Raw genomic sequence first — 17,849 nt, forward strand, 5'->3', positions numbered from 1 at the left:
ATTTTAATTTATTGATAGAAATTTCGTGAAAGGTGGGATATTCTAGTCATAGGTTAACCGGACGACATCATAGGATCCTAACAAAATGTTTACAATAATTCAATTATAAAATGGAGGATTTTATATGAAAAAGAAAGTACTTGCTTTAGCGGCAGCTATTACATTAGTTGCTCCATTACAAAGTGTTGCATTTGCTCATGAAAATGATGGGGGACAGAGATTTGGAGTTATTCCGCGCTGGTCTGCTGAAGATAAACATAAAGAAGGCGTGAATTCTCATTTATGGATTGTAAACCGTGCAATTGATATTATGTCTCGTAATACAACACTTGTAAAACAAGATCGAGTTGCACTATTAAATGAATGGCGTACGGAGTTAGAGAACGGTATTTATGCTGCTGACTATGAAAATCCTTATTATGATAATAGCACATTCGCTTCACATTTCTATGACCCTGACAATGGGAAAACTTATATTCCGTATGCAAAGCAGGCAAAGGAAACTGGAGCTAAGTATTTTAAATTAGCTGGTGAGTCTTACAAAAATAAAGATATGAAACAAGCATTCTTCTATTTAGGATTATCTCTTCATTATCTAGGGGATGTAAACCAACCGATGCATGCAGCAAACTTTACGAACCTTTCGTATCCACAAGGGTTCCATTCTAAATATGAAAACTTTGTAGATACGATAAAAGATAACTATAAAGTAACGGATGGAAATGGATATTGGAACTGGAAAGGTACGAATCCAGAAGATTGGATTCATGGAGCGGCAGTAGTTGCGAAACAAGATTACGCTGGCATTGTAAATGATAATACGAAAGATTGGTTCGTGAGAGCTGCTGTATCACAAGAATATGCAGATAAATGGCGCGCTGAAGTTACACCAATGACAGGTAAGCGTTTAATGGATGCACAACGTGTTACTGCTGGATATATTCAGCTTTGGTTTGATACGTACGGAAATCGTTAAGTATTTAAAAAAGGTCAAATCTCAGAATAGAGTATTTGGCCTTTTTATCACTATACAATACATGGAGGTATGAAACGTGAAAGGTAAATTGCTAAAAGGTGTACTTAGCTTAGGTGTTGGTTTAGGAGCTTTATATAGCGGAACGTCAGCTCAAGCAGAAGCGTCTACAAATCAAAACGATACATTAAAAGTGATGACGCATAATGTATATATGCTATCAACAAACTTATATCCGAACTGGGGACAAACTGAGCGTGCTGATTTAATCGGGGCGGCAGATTATATAAAGAATCAAGACGTAGTTATATTAAATGAAGTGTTTGATAATAGCGCATCAGATCGTTTATTAGGGAATTTGAAGAAAGAATATCCAAATCAAACAGCAGTATTAGGTCGTAGTAGTGGAAGTGAATGGGATAAAACGTTAGGAAACTATTCATCTTCAACTCCTGAAGATGGTGGCGTTGCGATTGTGAGCAAATGGCCAATCGCTGAAAAGATTCAATATGTATTTGCAAAAGGATGCGGGCCAGATAATTTATCGAATAAAGGATTTGTATACACGAAAATTAAGAAAAATGATCGCTTTGTTCATGTAATTGGTACGCATTTGCAAGCGGAAGATAGTATGTGCGGAAAAACTTCACCTGCATCTGTACGTACAGACCAATTAAAAGAAATTCAAGACTTTATTAAAAATAAAAATATACCAAATAATGAGTATGTGTTAATTGGTGGTGATATGAACGTAAATAAAATAAATGCAGAGAACAAGAATGACTCAGAGTATGCATCTATGTTTAAAACATTGAACGCTTCTGTACCATCTTATACTGGACATACAGCGACTTGGGACGCAACGACAAACAGTATTGCAAAATATAATTTCCCTGATAGTCCTGCTGAGTATTTAGATTATATTATTGCAAGTAAAGACCATGCGAACCCATCGTATATAGAGAATAAGGTGTTACAGCCGCAATCTCCACAATGGACTGTTACATCATGGTTCCAAAAATATACGTATAATGATTACTCTGATCATTATCCAGTAGAGGCGACTATTTCTATGAAGTAGTTTCAAAAAGTTTCTTCGTAAAGAAGAAACTTTTTTTATTTGCAAACAGGAAAATCACACTTTCTTTCCAATATGTATAAGACATATTGAGAAGAGGAGAGAAAAATGTGGATCGAGGAATTTTTAAAGAAGTTCCATTACCGTGTGCATTTTTGGATGAAGTAGCTTTAGATAGAAATATTCAATCGATTATAGAGTTAAGTGGAAATAAAAAGATTCGTATAGCGAGTAAATCGTTACGCTCTGTTCCGATTATGCAAAAGATACTAGCTGCAAATGATCGATTTCAAGGTATTATGTGCTTTTCACCTAGAGAGATTTTATTTTTAATAGAACAAGGATTTAATGATTTATTGCTTGGATATCCTGCTTACGATGAAAGAGCTCTGTATGAAATTAGTTTGTTAACAAAGAAAGGTTTCATTATAACTTGTATGGTGGATTGTGAAGAGCATATTGTGTATTTAGAAAACATTGCTGAGAAATCCAAAGGATGTTTTCGTGTTTGTTTGGATATTGATATGAGTAGTCGTTTCTTTCAATTTCATTTTGGTGTACAAAGGTCCCCAGTAAAAAATGTGCAGGATGCGTTGAAAGTAGTAGAAAAGGTGAGAAGGTCATCATATTTAATGTTAGATGGTGTGATGGGTTATGAAGCTCAAATTGCCGGGGTGGGCGATTATATACCGAATCAATGGTTGAAAAGTAAAGTGATTTCGTATTTAAAGCAGAAATCAGTGCTAGAAGTTAAAGAAAGAAGAGAACATATTGTAAAAGCAATACAAAACATTGGTATTGAGCTAAGGTTTGTAAATGGAGGCGGAACAGGAAGCATAAAAACAACCGAGAAAGATAATTCAGTTTCAGAGATTACAATAGGTTCTGCTTTTTATTCTCCGAAGCTGTTTGATTATTATAAAGAGGTGAAATTTCATCCAGCGGTCGGATTTGCCTTACCAGTTGTGCGTAAACCAGTCCCGTTTATTTACACTTGCCTAGGTGGTGGATATATTGCTTCAGGAGCAGTTGGAAAAGATAAAGAGCCTGAAGTTTGGAGACCGAAGGGTGCAAAATTATTAGCTTTAGAAGGTGCTGGCGAGGTACAAACGCCAATTTTTTATAACGGCGAGGAACGAGTGGATATAGGAGAGACCATTTTGTTTCGTCATAGTAAGGCTGGTGAATTATGTGAACGCTTTCCTTTTTTGTATCGTGTTAAAAAAGGAGAGATTGTCGGGGAGTATTCAACATATCGGGGGGATGGCCAATGCTTTCTATAAAGGGACAAAAGTGGAGAAATTGGACAGGGAATGTAGAAGGAACGCCGCATTATACGATGTATCCAGAAAGTATACAAGATGTAGTAGAAGTTGTGGGGCTTGCGCGAAAAAAGGGAAAGAAAATTCGTGTTGTCGGTTCAGGACACTCGTTTACCCCCCTTGTGCAAACGGAAGAAGTTTTAGTTTCTTTAGATGAATTGAAGGGTATTGTGAATATTGATGCAGAGAAGATGGTTGCTGAAGTATGGGCAGGAACAAAGTTATATGATTTAGGGAAGTTACTTGAGGAAAAAGGTTATGCGCAAGAAAATTTAGGGGATATTGATTCGCAATCTATTGCAGGAGCGATTAGTACGGGGACTCATGGAACGGGTATTACCTTTGGGAGTTTATCAACACAAGTTATAGAGATTACGGCAGTTCTATCTAATGGTGAGAGTATAGTTTGTTCGGAAGCTGAGAACGTAGAATATTGGAGAGCGTTTCAGTTGTCACTTGGAATGTTAGGTATCATTGTAAAGATAAAATTGAAGGTTATTCCAGCGTATTCACTCGTTTATGAAAGTGAAAAACAGTCATTATCCACTGTAATGAACAAACTAGAAGAATATAAGAAGCATCGTCATTTTGAATTTTTCGTTTTTCCTTATTCTGATGAAGTACAAGTGAAACTTACGAACGAAACAACGAATAAAGGCAGTGATTTGAAATGGCATAAACTAAAGGTGGAGTTACTTGAAAATAGGATGTTCTCTTTACTATCTAAAGGATGTAAATGGTTTCCTTCTATAAGTAAAGGCGTGAGTCGGTTATCAGCTAAAGCTGTACCAAACACAAAAATAATTGGCCCGAGCTATGAAGTATTTGCTACATCACGTACGGTGCCATTTTATGAAATGGAGTATAGCATTCCTTCAAAGTATATGAGGACGGTTGTAGAAGAAATCTCAAATCTTATTGAAAAGAAAAAGTATAAGGTGCACTTCCCAATCGAATGCCGCTATGTGAAAGGGGATGATATATGGCTTAGTCCGGCCTATGGAAGAGATTCAGCATATATCGCTGTTCATATGTATAAAGGTATGAAATATGCTGCTTACTTTGGCGAAGTGGAAAAGATTTTTCTGAAGTATGAAGGGCGTCCACATTGGGGGAAAATGCATACATTATCGTATGAACAATTACAATATATATATCCAGAGTTTCATTCGTTTTTACAGGTGAGGAAATCTCTAGATGAACTTGGAATGTTTTTTAATCCTTATGCGGAGAAGTTATTTATCCCGCTATTTGTCAGGCAGTAAGACCCCTACCTCAAAATTCAGTGGAAGCAAAGAAGTTAGGTGAGGGCTAATTAAAGTTTCACATTATGTATATGAAAAAGGTGACAAATAATTATTTGTCACCTTTTTTTAGTGTAATTGCATTTCTTGTATGACTAATATGTTCATAAAATAGTAGTTTATCACGGCTAAATACATGCAGTAAAACATGAATAATAAATAGGCCGTTAATGATGAATAGGAATAATAATGTAACGAGTAATACTAAAGGCTCTGTGTGATTTAAAATAGAGCTACTAGAAAGAATATAATTGATTCCACCTAATGCAAAATAAAATATACCGTAACGAATAAATAGTTCTTTTAATGTAATACGATTTGATTTTCCTTTCACGTGAATGCGAAGCAATGCTTTCCCAATTGTTTTTCCGTTAGTAAAGTATGGAATAATAATAAAGTAAATAAGGATTGAACACGTAATGAAAATGAGTTCATACATATTGGTGTAAGATTGCATATTAGAAACGAAGAAAGAATTTCCTTTGTTTTTAACGACGGGTACGACGATAGATAAGAAAATCCAATCAATTTGCATCGCGATAAGGCGACGAATGAATCCGACTGGTTTCGTTTCCAAATCAATATGACTATCTAACTCGTTTGTCTTCGGAAGGAAGTACGTAAATATTGGTGCAATGATAAAACCAATTACGCCACCTAATGTATTTAAAAACAAATCATCGATATCAAATAATCGGTATGCACAATTGTATATACCGTATAATCCAGTCACTTGTGTTAGCTCGAAAAATAGTGAAAGGAAAAAGGAAATGCAAATTGTTTGTAAGAAACTACGTCGGAAATAATAACGTAAGTAAATACCGAATGGAACAGTTAATAGAACGTTAAAGGCAACTTGTAAAAACGCAGACTCTTTTAATAAGTAGAAATAAGTAGCTGGTTTCGTTAAAACTGCCGATGTATGACTACTAATCTCTTGTATGAAATAAAATGGTGCGAGTTGCATGTGTTGTGTATTAGCCGGTTGTAGGCTACAAGTATCAAACGTTTGTGGCAACGGCAAAATAACAAGAAAATAGGCATTTAATAAGTAAAGTAATAATGAGTATAAAATAAATGAGCGCCATTTATTTAAATAACCGTATTTTCGATAATTAAATATTAAAAAAGGGATTAAAAGAAACATTGCTAAAAAAGGAAATAAAATAAATGCTGTTTTCACTGGAAATAAATATGCAGTCAAAGTAAAACTCCTTTCAATAAAAATTCGTTTATCATTATAGCGCTAAAAATATTTAAATACAAAGTTAAAACCTTTCGAAATAGAAAAAATTACTAATTTGATAGGGATTAAGTTATAATAAATTTAATATAAGGATATTGTGATTATATAAGTTGAGAGAGGGTACAAGAGATGCGATATGAACTTTTTTCTGTAAGTGGGGATCATATTACGACTTTTGAAAGTGCATGGCGTTTTCAGGAGGGAGAACAGATTTTTGTTCATGATGATCAAACAAAACGAAACTTTATTATTATTCGGCTGACGCATGATGTATTTCAACAAAATAAACATGTTATTCGTTTGTATTGTCAAGAGAAGAAAGTGTATGCATAAGAGAAGCCCTCTTACAGTATGAAAAGTAAGAGGGTCCTTATCTCGTTATTTGTGAACAGCCCAATTGATGAGGGCTGATTAATTTAACTTTATCATTTTGGCCCTCGTAAGGAATAAAAAGAGAAGGATTAATGCACATAGGTAGCATTTGATTTGGAAGAAAGGATATAGCCTTGTATTTTGTGCTTCAAAGTTTCATTGCCTTCTTTTTGAGAAAGCCATGTATGGTAATCTTGTTGTGTTTTCCATAACATACGAATCATATACTCTGCCTTATCATTTGTACGATGAACAGGTGAAAACTCTATGTTAATACAACCGTTCGTTCCGGGGGAAGGATAATATTGTTTAAGCCCATAAAGTAGCTCATTTTCATATTCGTACTTAATGTGAATGAGTTTAGTAACTATAAACATATAAACACCTCTTTTACGATAATAGTAGGAAAGATAGAATTACTGTAATAGTGAACTTGATAAATATTATACTATTCTGAAAATTATAAGTAAATAATAGGTTTTAACTTAATAAAGGTATAAAAAAGCGAGTCATTCTATTACACTAGATGACTCGCTTTTAATTTGTAAGTTTTACTTTATAAGAAAATAAGAGTAAGTACACCTACGATAATACAATAGAAAGAGAAATATTTTAAATTTCCTTTTGCCATAATGTTCATAAACCATTTTAGTGAAATATACGTCATGATAAATGTTGCGATGAATGCAACGACATATGGTACGAATAATGTGTCTAGATTTGGGTCATTTGCAATGTCTGTAATGCTTAACAATAAGCCACCTAAGCTAACAGGAATGTATAGTAAGAATGAGAAGCGAAGAGCTGTTTCTTGCTTCATACCAAGTAACATTGCTGCTACGATTGTGGCACCAGATCGGCTTATTCCGGGAATCAGTGCGCAAGCTTGTGCTAATCCGACGATGATTGCATCTTTCATAGAAAGGTCGCCATCATTTTTACGACCGCGTAAATTTCTAATAATCCAAAGGCCGACAGCAGTAATAAGAAGGGAAACCCCAACCATCTTCACACCTTTTAAGTACTGATCGATGTAATCTTTAAATAAAACACCAATAACACCTGCTGGAATGGTTGCAATAACAAGATAAATAATAAAGAAGAAATCTGATTTTGCGTCTTCTGCTCTTGTAAATATATAAGAGAGACCATTCTTTGTTAGACGAATTAAATCATTTCTATAAATAAGTAATACAGCTAATAATGAAGCTGAATTAACAAGTAGTTCGAAGCTAAACCCTTCTATTTTTAGTCCTAGCAAATGTTGTGCTAAAACGAGATGACCACTTGAAGAAATCGGAATTGGTTCTGTTAGTCCTTGGAACAGACCGAGAATTAAATATTTTAAAACGTAGTAAAATTGTTCCATAATAACCTCCTTGTTTATTAGTTGAAAGAAACAACTTTTCCATTATAACAAAGATATGGATGAATATTGAAAAGAAATAAATATTCAAAATAAAATAAAAATCCCTTATAGCAGTATAAGGGATTCTTAATTTTAATTAAGAAGTCACTGTTCCTTGAAGACTTTTAGATAATTGAACATCGACTTTTTCAGCATCATGAATATGATTCATAATAGTAGTATTTAATTTTTGGAACATTTGTTGTGTGTTAGCAAATTCTCGTAATATGTCATCATTACAAGACTTTTGGTTTTCGATAGCCTTAATAACATTTGTAGCACCATTTTGTAACGTTTGAATCATAACTAAAATATTTTCAATTCTAGCATTTGTATCGGCGCTCATTTCTACACCTTCATCGACTAAATGTAAATTATCTTTTGTGTTATCATATGCTTTTTCAATTTCTTCTTGAATTTTTTTCGTTAAGTTGCCGATGTTTTTTGTACTTTCTGCTGTACTTTCCGCTAGTTTTCTTACTTCATTGGCAACGACAGCGAATCCTTTACCGTGCTCTCCAGCACGCGCGGCTTCAATACTCGCATTTAATGCAAGTAAATTTGTTTGTGCTGCAATGTTTTGAATGACTTCTACAATTTGCTCGATTTCCTTTGAGCGTTCGCTTAGATGATTCATACTATTAGACGTGCGTTGAGATTGTTCACCTAATTTATTAATTACAATAAGTAAGCGGTGAACGGATTCTTTTCCTTCATTAGAGCAGTCAATAATTTCTGCAATAGACTGAATTAAGCTTTGTTCCTTTTGTAACATTTCATTATTTAACTCATTGGAATGTGTCGTACGTGTTGAAACATTTTCGAAACATGAACTTAACTGTTGAACTAAATTTTGAAGTGTATTGTGTTGGTTATTTACAAGTTGATGCTCTTGTACAACGCTTTGTACACGATCGTGGATAGTAGAAATAGTCTCTTGCTTTTCAATATCTTTTTGTTTTAATTCTGCTTCTAATTCTTGTATACGCTCTTCTAATTGAGCAATTGTATGTTGGAGTGATTTTTTTTGAGTAAACATGTATTTATTTCAACCGCCTTCGAAAGTTATATTTTCTCTATATTTGGATTTTAGCATCTTTTGTATTTTTTAAATATAGGAATTGTTAAATATTTAAGAATCTATTACATTTTATTCATAATTCTCTTTTTTTCGTCACGAAAAATAAACTGTATTTAATCGTTTTGTAAACAAACTGTAAAATAAATCATGTATAACTGTATAAGAAGGGAGTCGGATTATGAACTATTTTAAGCGAATCAGCTGTCTAGTATTAGCAGGAATTATCGGTCTTTCTAGTACAGTCGCTGTTAAAGCAGAGTCAAACGACGAGAAACTTAACAACATGCAACAGCAATTGCAACAAAACGATGCAGAAATGCAAAAGAAAGAGCAAGAGAAGCAAGCTGTTAGTAAAGAAATTAAAGGTATCGAAAACGAACTACATAATTTAAATAATACAATTGCAAAAAATAAAGAGGATCAAGCTGCTATTCAACGTAAAATCGATGAAACACATAAGCAGATTGAGCAAAAAAAGCAAGAAATTGTCGTTTTGGAGGATAAAGTCCTTGCTCGTAAAGATATTATGAGAAAACGTATGGTTTCTGTTCAAAACAGTTCAAATACAAGTTTAGTAGTAGAAGTTGTAGTAGAATCAAAAAACTTTGCAGACTTCTTACAACGTATGAACGCAGTTTCTACTATTCTAGAAGCTGATAAAGAAATTTTACGTCTACAAGAACAAGATCTTCGTCAAATTGAAGAAGATAAGAAAACAATTGACGAAAAAGAAGCATCTTTAGTAGTAGACAAACAAAAATTAGCAAAAGCGCAAGCTGAACTGCAAGATAACTTGAAAAAGCGTCAAGATAACTTACAAACAGTTCAAGCTAAATATAATGAAGTTGCAAGTCAACTTAATTTAGCAGCGGAAGAAAAAGCTAAAATTGAATCAAATATGAAGACAGTACAAGAAACGATTGCTCGTGAGCAAGAAGCAGCAAGAATCGCAGCGGAAGAGCGTGCAAAAGCAGAAGCAGCTGCAAAAGCAGAGCAAGAAGCTTTAGCGAAAGCACAAGCAGAAATTGCTGAAAAGCAAAAGCAGGAAAAAGCTAGTAAACCAGCTGAACCAGTTGCTAATAATAATTCGAAGGTAGAACCTGCAAAACCTGAACCAATTTCTAAGCCAACTGCTGGTGGGAAAGAAATTTATGTAGAAGCTACAGCTTATACAGCTGATCCAGGGGAAAATGGTTATGCACCAGGTCAACAAGTATTTTCTGCATGGGGACACTATAACTTAACTGCAAACCCAGGAATGAAATTAATTGCTGTAGATCCAAATGTTATTCCATTAGGTAAGACTGTAAATGTTGAAGGGTATGGAGTCGCAATTGCAGCAGATACTGGTGGAGCGATTAAAGGTAACAGAATTGATGTGTTAATGCCTGATAAAGGGTCTTCTAGTCAATGGGGAAGAAAAATCGTTAAAGTTACAATTTTAAACTAACACGTAATCCAACTTTACAATACGTAGAGTTGGATTTTTTTATAATAATAATGTTAAGTTGAGTTTACATTTTGTTAAGGATAGCATACAATAATGGTGAGAGGTGGTAAATTTGGCCATTTTAAACAGAGTAAAAGAATTAAGAGCTCGTTTTAATTTTACGCAAAGTGTATTAGCAGAAAAGGTTGGAGTAACGAGACAAACAATTGCTGCAATTGAAAAAGGGGATTACGTTCCTTCATTGTTATTAGCACTTACGATTTGTGATGTGTTCCAGTTAAAGATGGAAGACGTGTTTGTTTTAAATAAGGAGGGGGAAGAGGATGAATAGAATTGTTTTTTCTTATATCATAAACGTGCTTTATACTGCTTTAGCATGCTGGACATTTGTTGAATTTTATAGTGTTATTACAGAGTTAGCACATATAATTAAAAACGAGAAATTCCCATTTGAAGTATGGTTTAATGGAGTACCATTCATTTTATTATTTATTGGAGCAATTATAGTTACAATTTTTTATAGAATTCAAAAGAAAAAATATAAGAATTTATCTTTTTGGATGTATCCATTATTATTTCCACTAGAAGATGAACGTGAAAAAGCGATTACGGATAAAGCTTGTAGAACAACATTTGTATCGTTATGGTTTGTGTTACCTTGTGCAGTTGGATTTTTAACTTTTTCGCCTATTATTAATGAATATCTTCCTGGATACCCATTATATATTCTATTTTCTATTTTCTTTATTCAAATGACAGTATTTCACGTATCACTATACAGAAATAAATTAGCTTAAAAAGAAACCTTCTTGCACCGGCAAGAAGGTTTCTTTTTAAGCTAATACTTGTACATATAGCGATATTATTTTATCATTTTATATAGAGTAAGATTTTGTAAGGGAAAGGAACTGTGTATGAATAAGCAAAGAATTTATAGTATAGTAGCAATTCTGCTATTTGTTGTAGGTGGCGTGTTAATTGGAAAGCCATTTTATGATGGATATCAGGCTGAAAAGAAACAGACTGAAAATGTGCAGGCTGTTCAAAAGATGGATTATGAAAAGCATGAGACGGAATTTGTAGATGCTTCCAAAATTAATCAACCAGACTTGGCGGAAGTAGCGAATGCATCATTAGATAAGAAACAAGTAATTGGTCGTATTTCGATTCCAAGTGTTTCAGTAGAACTGCCTGTTTTAAAAGCTTCTACTGAAAAAAACTTATTATCAGGTGCAGCGACAGTAAAAGAGAATCAAGTTATGGGAAAACGAAATTACGCATTAGCAGGACATAATATGTCTAAAAAAGGTGTTTTATTTAGTGATATAGCTTCTTTGAAAAAAGGCGATAAAATTTATTTGTATGACAATGAAAATGAATATGAGTATGCGGTTACTGGTGTATCTGAAGTGACTCTTGATAAGTGGGAAGTTGTAGAGGATCATGGGAAAGATGAGATAACGCTTATTACATGTGTATCTGTAAAGGACAATTCTAAGCGTTATGTTGTTGCTGGTGATTTAGTAGGAACGAAGGCGAAGAAGTAAAAAAGAAGGGGAACTCTTTAAAGAGTTCCCCTTCTTTTTTACTAATGTTGAGAAATAATAGAATATTTCGGTTTGTATTTAATTATTCTTCTATTTATGTATAATAAATTTAGAATTCTATATTTTGGGAGGAACAAGAGTGAGACAACAGGTGAAGAAACTTCTTTTAACAACGAGTATAGCGTTATTGGTAGCTCCAATTTCAGCTTATGCGCATCCAGGGCGTACAGATGCTAATGGCGGACATACGTGTCGTACAAATTGTGAGAAGTGGGGATTACAGTACGGGGAATATCATTATCACAATAAACCAGCTTCTAGTAGTGGCGCAGCGAGCCCAGCTCCTAGTCAGAATAATAATAGTGTTGTAGAAGCTGAGAGACAAGCAGAAGCACAGCGCAATACTGAGGCTGAAAAACAACGTGCTGCAGAAGCACAGCGTAAAGCTGAAGAAGAGAGACAACGTGTAGCCGAGGAACAAAGAAAAGCTGAAGAGGCACGTAAGCAAGAGGAAGCGCAGCGCCAAGCTGATATGGAAAAAGGTCAACTTGAAGGTCAAAAGAATGGAGAAACTGATTTTAAAGCAGGAAAAAATGATGCAGAAGTGCATGTAGCTGGAAAATCTGATGCATATAAACAAGCGTTTAAAGCGACTTATGTAGCCGCATGGTCTTTAGAAGAGCAGAAGAAAACGCATTTTGAAAAAGGAAAAGAACAAGGTTTAGCACAAGAGACAATGGACGATAGTCAAGTTGCTCCAGAGTTTAAGGTAAACTTTGCAGACGGATTCAAAGTAGGGAATAAAGAAAGAACAGAAAAAATTGAAAAAGAGCAAGCTAAATTAGGGGAAAAGACAGGGAAAGAACTAGCTGAAAAGAATCCTGGAAATAGAGAGAAAGAAGTATACGTGAAGGCATATGAAACAGCGTATGAAAAAGGCTATAAGTCTACAAAAAAGGCGGTAGAAAAGGCTGGCTATAAGTATGCATTTGAAAACTATGATTTAAAAGTTCCTGCTAAGTATGAACGAAATGAATTGTTAAAGAAATGGTTTACTGAAGGATTTAAATCGAATAAAAAAGCAGCGGAAATTCGAGAAGAAGGGTATAAAAAAGGAGACAGCTGGTTCTCATTCTTCTATAAGAGTTTCGTACCAAGTGAATATAAAGAACATAAAGAGCTGTACGAACAAGCAATAGAAAAAGGTAAAACAGCATAAAAAAGATGAGGAGAAATTCCTCATCTTTTTTAATCCATCCATTTCACTAATTTCTTAGAAATTAATAATAAAACACAGCCTAATACAATTGCTACAGCGCCAATAACTGTGAATACTTCAGCGTATCCAAGTGAAGTTGTGAAGCTTGCAAGTTGTCCGCCTAAAATGTTGGCGATACCTGAACTTGCTAGCCATACACCCATTAATAAAGATGCTAATTTTACCGGAGCAAGCGCACTAACCATTGATAGTCCGACAGGTGATAAGAATAGCTCACCTAACGTATGGAAAAGATACGTAAAGACGATAAACAGTAAGTTTGCTTTTTCTGTAATGTTATGTTCATCACTACCTGTTTTTAATGTAGCGATAACGAGAATGATATAACCGATACCGAGTAAGATCATACCAAGTCCCATTTTAGTTGGGATTTTTAAATCACCTTGCTTGCGAGTTGCAAGTTTTGCCCATAATGCAGAAATGACTGGAGCAAGTAAAATAATAAATAATGGATTGACCGATTGGAACCAAGATGTTGGAACTTCCCATCCGAACACAGAACGGTCTACAAATTTGTTTGTATATAATGTTAATGAGCTACCAGCTTGTTCAAAGCCAGCCCAGAAGAAGACAACGAAGCATGTTAAAATGACGATAACTGCGGTACGTTGTTTTTCTTTTTTTGTTAACGGTGTATCTCCTACTGATGGTTGTCCAGCAGCTGTTTGTAAATCGCGAGTTGGTTTTTTACCGATATTACCAAGGAAGCGATTTGATAGTGTTGTAAATAAAATTTGTCCAATAATCATTCCGATTGAAGCGGCTAAGAAACCGTAACGGAATCCGTAATGTACAACGCCATCAACTGTTGTTTTGAATAAATTTTCTGATAAAAATCCGCAAACGAGTGGAGCTAAAAATGATCCGACGTTAATACCCATATAGAAAATGGTAAATGCACTATCACGTTTTGGATCGTTCTCTTCGTATAATTCTCCAACCAGTGTAGAGATGTTCGGTTTGAAGAATCCGTTACCTATAATAATAAGCGCTAATCCGAGGTATAGGCCTAATTGGTTTTGCAAGGCAAATAGTGTAAGGTTACCGATTGCCATTGTTATACCACCAATTGTGATTGCTTTTCGTCTACCTAGAAAACGGTCTGTTAAGTATCCACCAATCATTGGTGTGAAATAACAGGCTCCAGTATAAAATCCGTAAATAGAGAGTGCCCATGCGGGACTAAACCCAAGACCACCGCTTACTAAAGCTGTCGTTAAATATAATGTTAATAATCCTCGTAATCCATAGTAACTAAATCTTTCCCACATTTCTGTAAAGAAGAGTAAGTATAAACCTGGAGGATGTTTCTTTTTTCTTTGTTGTTCTCTTTCTAGTTGTATCGCTGATTCCATGTTATTTTCCTCCTGACACAAACAAAAACAAAGTTAATAATTTTGTACATTTAATATTTTACCTTATTAACTATTATAAGTCAATAAAGGTTGATTTTTCAGAAGAAATTGGAAAAGAGGAATAGCTATAGAATGGGTGTTTCTTTTGTGATAGACTATGGACTATGTTTTCTTTGTAAGGAAGCGGGTTATTGTACTTTTTATATGTGAAATTGATTTCATAAAAGATGAAATTAAAGAAGGAGAAAGAAATGAAATTGTTAGAGAAAAAAGAAATTTTACTTATTAGCCTTATGTTATTCTCTATGTTCTTTGGAGCAGGGAATCTTATATTTCCACCTTTCCTTGGGTATGAAGCAGGAGAACATGTTTGGATTTCATTAGTAGGGTTTATTATATCAGCAACAGGTCTTCCTATATTAGGTGTTATCTCTATTGCAAAAGCAGGAAGTTTTCAAATGTTAGCGGGTAGGGTTCATTCTTCATTTGCAATTATTTTTCCATGTATCGTGTATGTATTTATTGGACCTGGGCTTGGTATACCACGTGCGGGAAGTTTAGCTTTTGAAATGGGGCCAGGTCAGTTATTCCCTGAAGCAGGAAACGGATTATTATTGTTTTACACAGTTATTTTCTTTAGTATTGTTTACTGGTTAAGTTTATCTCCATCTAAATTAATGGGGTTGTTTGGAAAAGTCTTGACGCCGTTATTATTATGTATGATTGCACTCATTTTTATAAAGAGTATGTTTACAACGGTAGGAGATATGAAAGAACCAATAGGGAACTATGGACAAGCTCCTATGTTTCAAGGGTTTTTAGATGGATATTTAACAATGGATGCGTTAGCTGCTTTAATCTTTGGAATTGTTATTGCAAATGCATTACGTGCAAAGGGTATTGAAGATGATAAAGGTTTAGCGAAATATATGAGTATTGCTGGCATTGGGGCAGGATTATTATTATCGATTATTTATGTCATCCTTGGATATGTGGGGGCAATTAGTGGCTCATTAGGAACATTCGATAACGGTGCGAAAGTGTTAGCACAAGTTATGATTACATTATTTGGACAGGGCGGAGTCGTTTTATTAGGTCTTATTTTTACTATCGCGTGTTTATGTGTTTCAATTGGACTTGTTACGTCTTGTAGTCAATTTTTTGCGAGTGCATTTCCGAAAGTATCTTATAAATTGTGGGCATTTATAGTAAGCGTTGTTAGTATGATTTTAGCTAATTTAGGGTTAACGCAAATTTTAAAAGTATCAGTACCAATTCTTGGATTCATTTATCCAATTGCGTTAACGCTTATTATTCTAGGGTTATTCCATCAGTATATTGGAAAGTATGCATACGTATATGCAGTAACTGTTTTGGTTGTAGCGATATTTAGTGCAATTGATATTTTAAATAAAAATGTAATGATGAATCAGTGGACGTCAGCATTAAAATACATTCCGTTTTATACAGAAGGTGTTGGGTGGATTGTTCCAGCTATTGTAGGCATGTGTCTTGGTTTCATCGTTAGCATTGTTCTAAATAAGAATAAATGAGTAAAAAGGTGTTTTCCTATTTTGGGAAGACGCCTTTCTTTTTTTGGAAAAATACTATTGAAAATGAATAGACTAAGAGTATGATAAAGATAATTGGTAATATATAGGTTTAATGAGAGTTACGAATGAGGGGGAGCGTATGAATAAGGATTTGGATAAGAAAATAGAAGCACTCGAAACGGCAATTGAAACAATTCAAGAAGCACTTGCTGAATTAAAAGTGAAGCAAAGGGAAATAGAAGTAGAAAACGCTCAGCAACATGTTAGTAAGAACAAGAAAGAATATATTGAAACGGTAATGGAGGAAAAGCCAAAAGAAGAAATAGTTAAGATAAAAGAGCCTTTGCAAGAACGTCAGGTAAAACAAGTAGATATATCTGCTTTTAAACCAGAGCCATTTAATATTATTAAGTTTTGTCAAACATGGTTACCGCGTGTATTTGTCGGTATTATGTTGCTTGGAGTGATCTGGTTATTTAAAGCAGGGGTAGATGCTGGCTTATTAACACCAGCGATAAGAATTGTGTTTGGTATCGTATTATCTATCGGATTGTATTATATAGGAGATATTCAAATTAAAAGAGAGCGGCAGGCGTTAGGGTTAGTATTAGCTGGAGGAAGTATTACCGGGATTGTTCTAACAACGTTTGCAGCACATTATTTATATGGATTTATTCCGGCAAGTGTCGCGTTTCTCTGTAATATTGCATGGGTTATTTTAGGTATTTATTTAGCGAAAAGATATCAATCGGAATATCTCACTATTTTCGTAGCGGTCGGAGCGTTCTTCGTACCATTCTTGTTAAATAGTACGACTCCTAATCCTTATATTTTCTTTGGATATGAGACAGTATTAACACTTAGTTTATTATGGTATGCGTTGAAAAATCGTTATAAATACTTATATATGATTTCTTACGCTGTTGCTGCCATTGTCCTTTTCGTTTTCTTTGCTGTTATGTCAATGTTAGTAGAGAACTTGCAAATACAGTTAACGATTGTATATGGTTTGATTCATTTACTATTATTTTGGCATATGTTTACGGAGAGAAGTTTTATACTAGAACCACGTTTGGCGATATTTAGTGCAAATGCAGTGTTCTTTATACTAGCTATTTCAAAAATACCTGATTTTACAACATGGGGATTAATTATTAGTGCAATCGTGCATGCCGCTATGTTCGTATTTGAATATAGGAAAAATAGACATTCTACATTTACAAATCTCTTATTTGGTTTCGCAATGGGAGCATTTAGTTTAGCAATTTTATATGAGTATAGTTTAGTGAATGCAGCGATTGTACTATTATTACAAGGTTTCCTCGGCATGGTCACTTCTATTAAAGTAAAACAACAGATAAAATTGTATGTTAGTGCGACGGTTTACGCAATTGGAATGATACAGACTATTTTTAGCCCGTTTGATCAATTTATTTCGGCAGGCTTTGTTGCTCATCTTATTTTAATAGGAACGTTCTATTATTGCATGAGAGAAGCGAAAGAAGTATTAGCGAGCTTCGGCAAATATATGTATTCTATAGTGCTCTATTGGTTTATGATAATTGTATTTATTACAATTACGAGAATCGGTGAAGTTTTATCTACAGATGGAAGCGTAATTAGTGTATCAGTATCGTTATTATGGATGGTATATGCATTATTTGCGGTTTGGTTTGGAAGAAATAGAAATATGAATGAAATATTATATGCTGGTTTAGTCGTTTTAGTCGTAACGGTAGGGAAGTTATTCTTACTTGACTTACCAGAGGTATCGATGATGATTAGGGCAGTGTTATTCCTAATCGTCGGTAGTATAGGTATCGTTATTTCAAGAATGTTTTTCTCGAAGGAAGAGAAGTGAGAAGAAGGCAATCCATGTAT

At 34.3% G+C, this 17,849-nt stretch carries 16 protein-coding genes and 1 pseudogene; 12 read left to right on the forward strand and 5 right to left on the reverse strand.

Annotation, left to right across the window (positions count from 1 at the left end; translation table 11 throughout):
• The first annotated feature begins 124 nt into the window (after nt 1-124).
• The 4 genes from cerA to ACS2CR_RS11380 all read left to right on the forward strand — a co-directional run bounded on the left by cerA (nt 125) and on the right by ACS2CR_RS11380 (nt 4,638).
• Nucleotides 125-976, forward strand: coding sequence for a phospholipase CerA (cerA, locus tag ACS2CR_RS11365; protein ID WP_000730997.1), 852 nt, complete (start codon nt 125-127; stop codon nt 974-976).
• A gap of 76 nt (nt 977-1,052) precedes the next feature.
• Complete coding sequence (sph, locus tag ACS2CR_RS11370; protein WP_000676797.1) at nt 1,053-2,054, forward strand: sphingomyelinase C; 1,002 nt, start codon at nt 1,053-1,055, stop codon at nt 2,052-2,054.
• 107 nt (nt 2,055-2,161) lie between these two features.
• Nucleotides 2,162-3,334, forward strand: a complete 1,173-nt coding sequence (locus tag ACS2CR_RS11375; protein WP_016112155.1) for an amino acid deaminase/aldolase — start codon at nt 2,162-2,164, stop codon at nt 3,332-3,334.
• Nucleotides 3,322-4,638, forward strand: coding sequence for a D-arabinono-1,4-lactone oxidase (locus ACS2CR_RS11380; protein WP_000948950.1), 1,317 nt, complete (start codon nt 3,322-3,324; stop codon nt 4,636-4,638). The genes ACS2CR_RS11375 and ACS2CR_RS11380 overlap by 13 nt, the downstream gene beginning before the upstream one ends.
• Nucleotides 4,639-4,729: 91 nt before the next feature.
• On the opposite strand, the gene ACS2CR_RS11385 is transcribed toward ACS2CR_RS11380, so the two are convergent.
• Nucleotides 4,730-5,881, reverse strand: coding sequence for a VanZ family protein (locus ACS2CR_RS11385; protein WP_000128014.1), 1,152 nt, complete (start codon nt 5,879-5,881; stop codon nt 4,730-4,732).
• A gap of 171 nt (nt 5,882-6,052) precedes the next feature.
• Between ACS2CR_RS11385 and ACS2CR_RS11390 the strand changes: the two genes are divergently transcribed.
• Nucleotides 6,053-6,256: a hypothetical protein gene (locus ACS2CR_RS11390; protein WP_001268332.1), complete on the forward strand. Its 204-nt coding sequence runs from the start codon at nt 6,053-6,055 to the stop codon at nt 6,254-6,256.
• Nucleotides 6,257-6,384: 128 nt separating this feature from the next.
• Here ACS2CR_RS11390 and ACS2CR_RS11395 read toward each other — a convergent pair whose 3' ends face one another.
• The 3 genes and pseudogenes from ACS2CR_RS11395 to ACS2CR_RS11405 form a co-directional block, all read right to left on the reverse strand.
• The gene (locus tag ACS2CR_RS11395) at nt 6,385-6,672 is read right to left on the reverse strand and encodes a hypothetical protein (RefSeq protein ID WP_000471239.1); all 288 of its coding nucleotides are present in this window, start codon (nt 6,670-6,672) and stop codon (nt 6,385-6,387) included.
• A 179-nt stretch (nt 6,673-6,851) separates the two neighbouring features.
• Nucleotides 6,852-7,664, reverse strand: a complete 813-nt coding sequence (locus tag ACS2CR_RS11400) for an undecaprenyl-diphosphate phosphatase (protein ID WP_000434796.1) — start codon at nt 7,662-7,664, stop codon at nt 6,852-6,854.
• Nucleotides 7,665-7,800: 136 nt separating this feature from the next.
• Nucleotides 7,801-8,331: pseudogene (locus ACS2CR_RS11405) on the reverse strand (methyl-accepting chemotaxis protein); the annotation flags it as partial.
• 631 nt (nt 8,332-8,962) lie between these two features.
• On the opposite strand from ACS2CR_RS11405, the gene ACS2CR_RS11410 reads away from it, so the two are divergent.
• The 5 genes from ACS2CR_RS11410 to ACS2CR_RS11430 all read left to right on the forward strand — a co-directional run bounded on the left by ACS2CR_RS11410 (nt 8,963) and on the right by ACS2CR_RS11430 (nt 13,000).
• The gene (locus ACS2CR_RS11410) at nt 8,963-10,234 is read left to right on the forward strand and encodes a 3D domain-containing protein (RefSeq protein WP_001105786.1); all 1,272 of its coding nucleotides are present in this window, start codon (nt 8,963-8,965) and stop codon (nt 10,232-10,234) included.
• A gap of 112 nt (nt 10,235-10,346) precedes the next feature.
• Nucleotides 10,347-10,565 (forward strand): helix-turn-helix transcriptional regulator, encoded by a 219-nt coding sequence (locus ACS2CR_RS11415; protein WP_000996295.1) that lies wholly within the window; start codon nt 10,347-10,349, stop codon nt 10,563-10,565.
• Complete coding sequence (locus ACS2CR_RS11420; RefSeq protein WP_001080044.1) at nt 10,558-11,031, forward strand: hypothetical protein; 474 nt, start codon at nt 10,558-10,560, stop codon at nt 11,029-11,031. The genes ACS2CR_RS11415 and ACS2CR_RS11420 overlap by 8 nt, the downstream gene beginning before the upstream one ends.
• Nucleotides 11,032-11,148: 117 nt before the next feature.
• A complete protein-coding gene (locus ACS2CR_RS11425; protein ID WP_153602642.1) occupies nt 11,149-11,781 on the forward strand; it encodes a class A sortase in 633 nt (210 codons plus the stop codon).
• A gap of 139 nt (nt 11,782-11,920) precedes the next feature.
• Entirely contained in the window at nt 11,921-13,000 is a 1,080-nt protein-coding gene (locus tag ACS2CR_RS11430; RefSeq protein ID WP_053514425.1) for a YHYH domain-containing protein, read from the forward strand.
• 29 nt (nt 13,001-13,029) lie between these two features.
• Here the strand turns inward: ACS2CR_RS11430 and ACS2CR_RS11435 are convergent, their stop codons facing one another.
• Nucleotides 13,030-14,415, reverse strand: coding sequence for a peptide MFS transporter (locus tag ACS2CR_RS11435; protein WP_000443143.1), 1,386 nt, complete (start codon nt 14,413-14,415; stop codon nt 13,030-13,032).
• Nucleotides 14,416-14,666: 251 nt separating this feature from the next.
• Here ACS2CR_RS11435 and brnQ1 point away from each other — a divergent pair, with 251 nt between their 5' ends.
• Both brnQ1 and ACS2CR_RS11445 read left to right on the forward strand, forming a co-directional pair.
• Nucleotides 14,667-15,968 (forward strand): branched-chain amino acid transport system II carrier protein BrnQ1, encoded by a 1,302-nt coding sequence (gene brnQ1 / locus ACS2CR_RS11440; protein ID WP_016112161.1) that lies wholly within the window; start codon nt 14,667-14,669, stop codon nt 15,966-15,968.
• A 139-nt stretch (nt 15,969-16,107) separates the two neighbouring features.
• Nucleotides 16,108-17,829, forward strand: a complete 1,722-nt coding sequence (locus ACS2CR_RS11445) for a DUF2339 domain-containing protein (RefSeq protein ID WP_016112162.1) — start codon at nt 16,108-16,110, stop codon at nt 17,827-17,829.
• Nucleotides 17,830-17,849 lie beyond the last annotated feature (20 nt).

Source organism: Bacillus cereus group sp. BceL291 (assembly GCF_051776705.1).
Taxonomy (GTDB): Bacteria; Bacillota; Bacilli; order Bacillales; family Bacillaceae_G; genus Bacillus_A; species Bacillus_A cereus.

Bases quoted from the DNA above. Each gene is read 5' to 3' on its own strand.
- ACS2CR_RS11445 (WP_016112162.1), top strand. From the start codon at position 16,108: ATGAATAAGGATTTGGATAAGAAAATAGAAGCACTCGAAACGGCAATT.
- ACS2CR_RS11420 (WP_001080044.1), top strand. From the start codon at position 10,558: ATGAATAGAATTGTTTTTTCTTATATCATAAACGTGCTTTATACTGCT.
- ACS2CR_RS11435 (WP_000443143.1), bottom strand. From the start codon at position 14,415: ATGGAATCAGCGATACAACTAGAAAGAGAACAACAAAGAAAAAAGAAA.
- ACS2CR_RS11390 (WP_001268332.1), top strand. From the start codon at position 6,053: ATGCGATATGAACTTTTTTCTGTAAGTGGGGATCATATTACGACTTTT.
- brnQ1 (WP_016112161.1), top strand. From the start codon at position 14,667: ATGAAATTGTTAGAGAAAAAAGAAATTTTACTTATTAGCCTTATGTTA.
- ACS2CR_RS11410 (WP_001105786.1), top strand. From the start codon at position 8,963: ATGAACTATTTTAAGCGAATCAGCTGTCTAGTATTAGCAGGAATTATC.
- ACS2CR_RS11395 (WP_000471239.1), bottom strand. From the start codon at position 6,672: ATGTTTATAGTTACTAAACTCATTCACATTAAGTACGAATATGAAAAT.
- ACS2CR_RS11425 (WP_153602642.1), top strand. From the start codon at position 11,149: ATGAATAAGCAAAGAATTTATAGTATAGTAGCAATTCTGCTATTTGTT.
- ACS2CR_RS11380 (WP_000948950.1), top strand. From the start codon at position 3,322: ATGCTTTCTATAAAGGGACAAAAGTGGAGAAATTGGACAGGGAATGTA.
- ACS2CR_RS11400 (WP_000434796.1), bottom strand. From the start codon at position 7,664: ATGGAACAATTTTACTACGTTTTAAAATATTTAATTCTCGGTCTGTTC.
- cerA (WP_000730997.1), top strand. From the start codon at position 125: ATGAAAAAGAAAGTACTTGCTTTAGCGGCAGCTATTACATTAGTTGCT.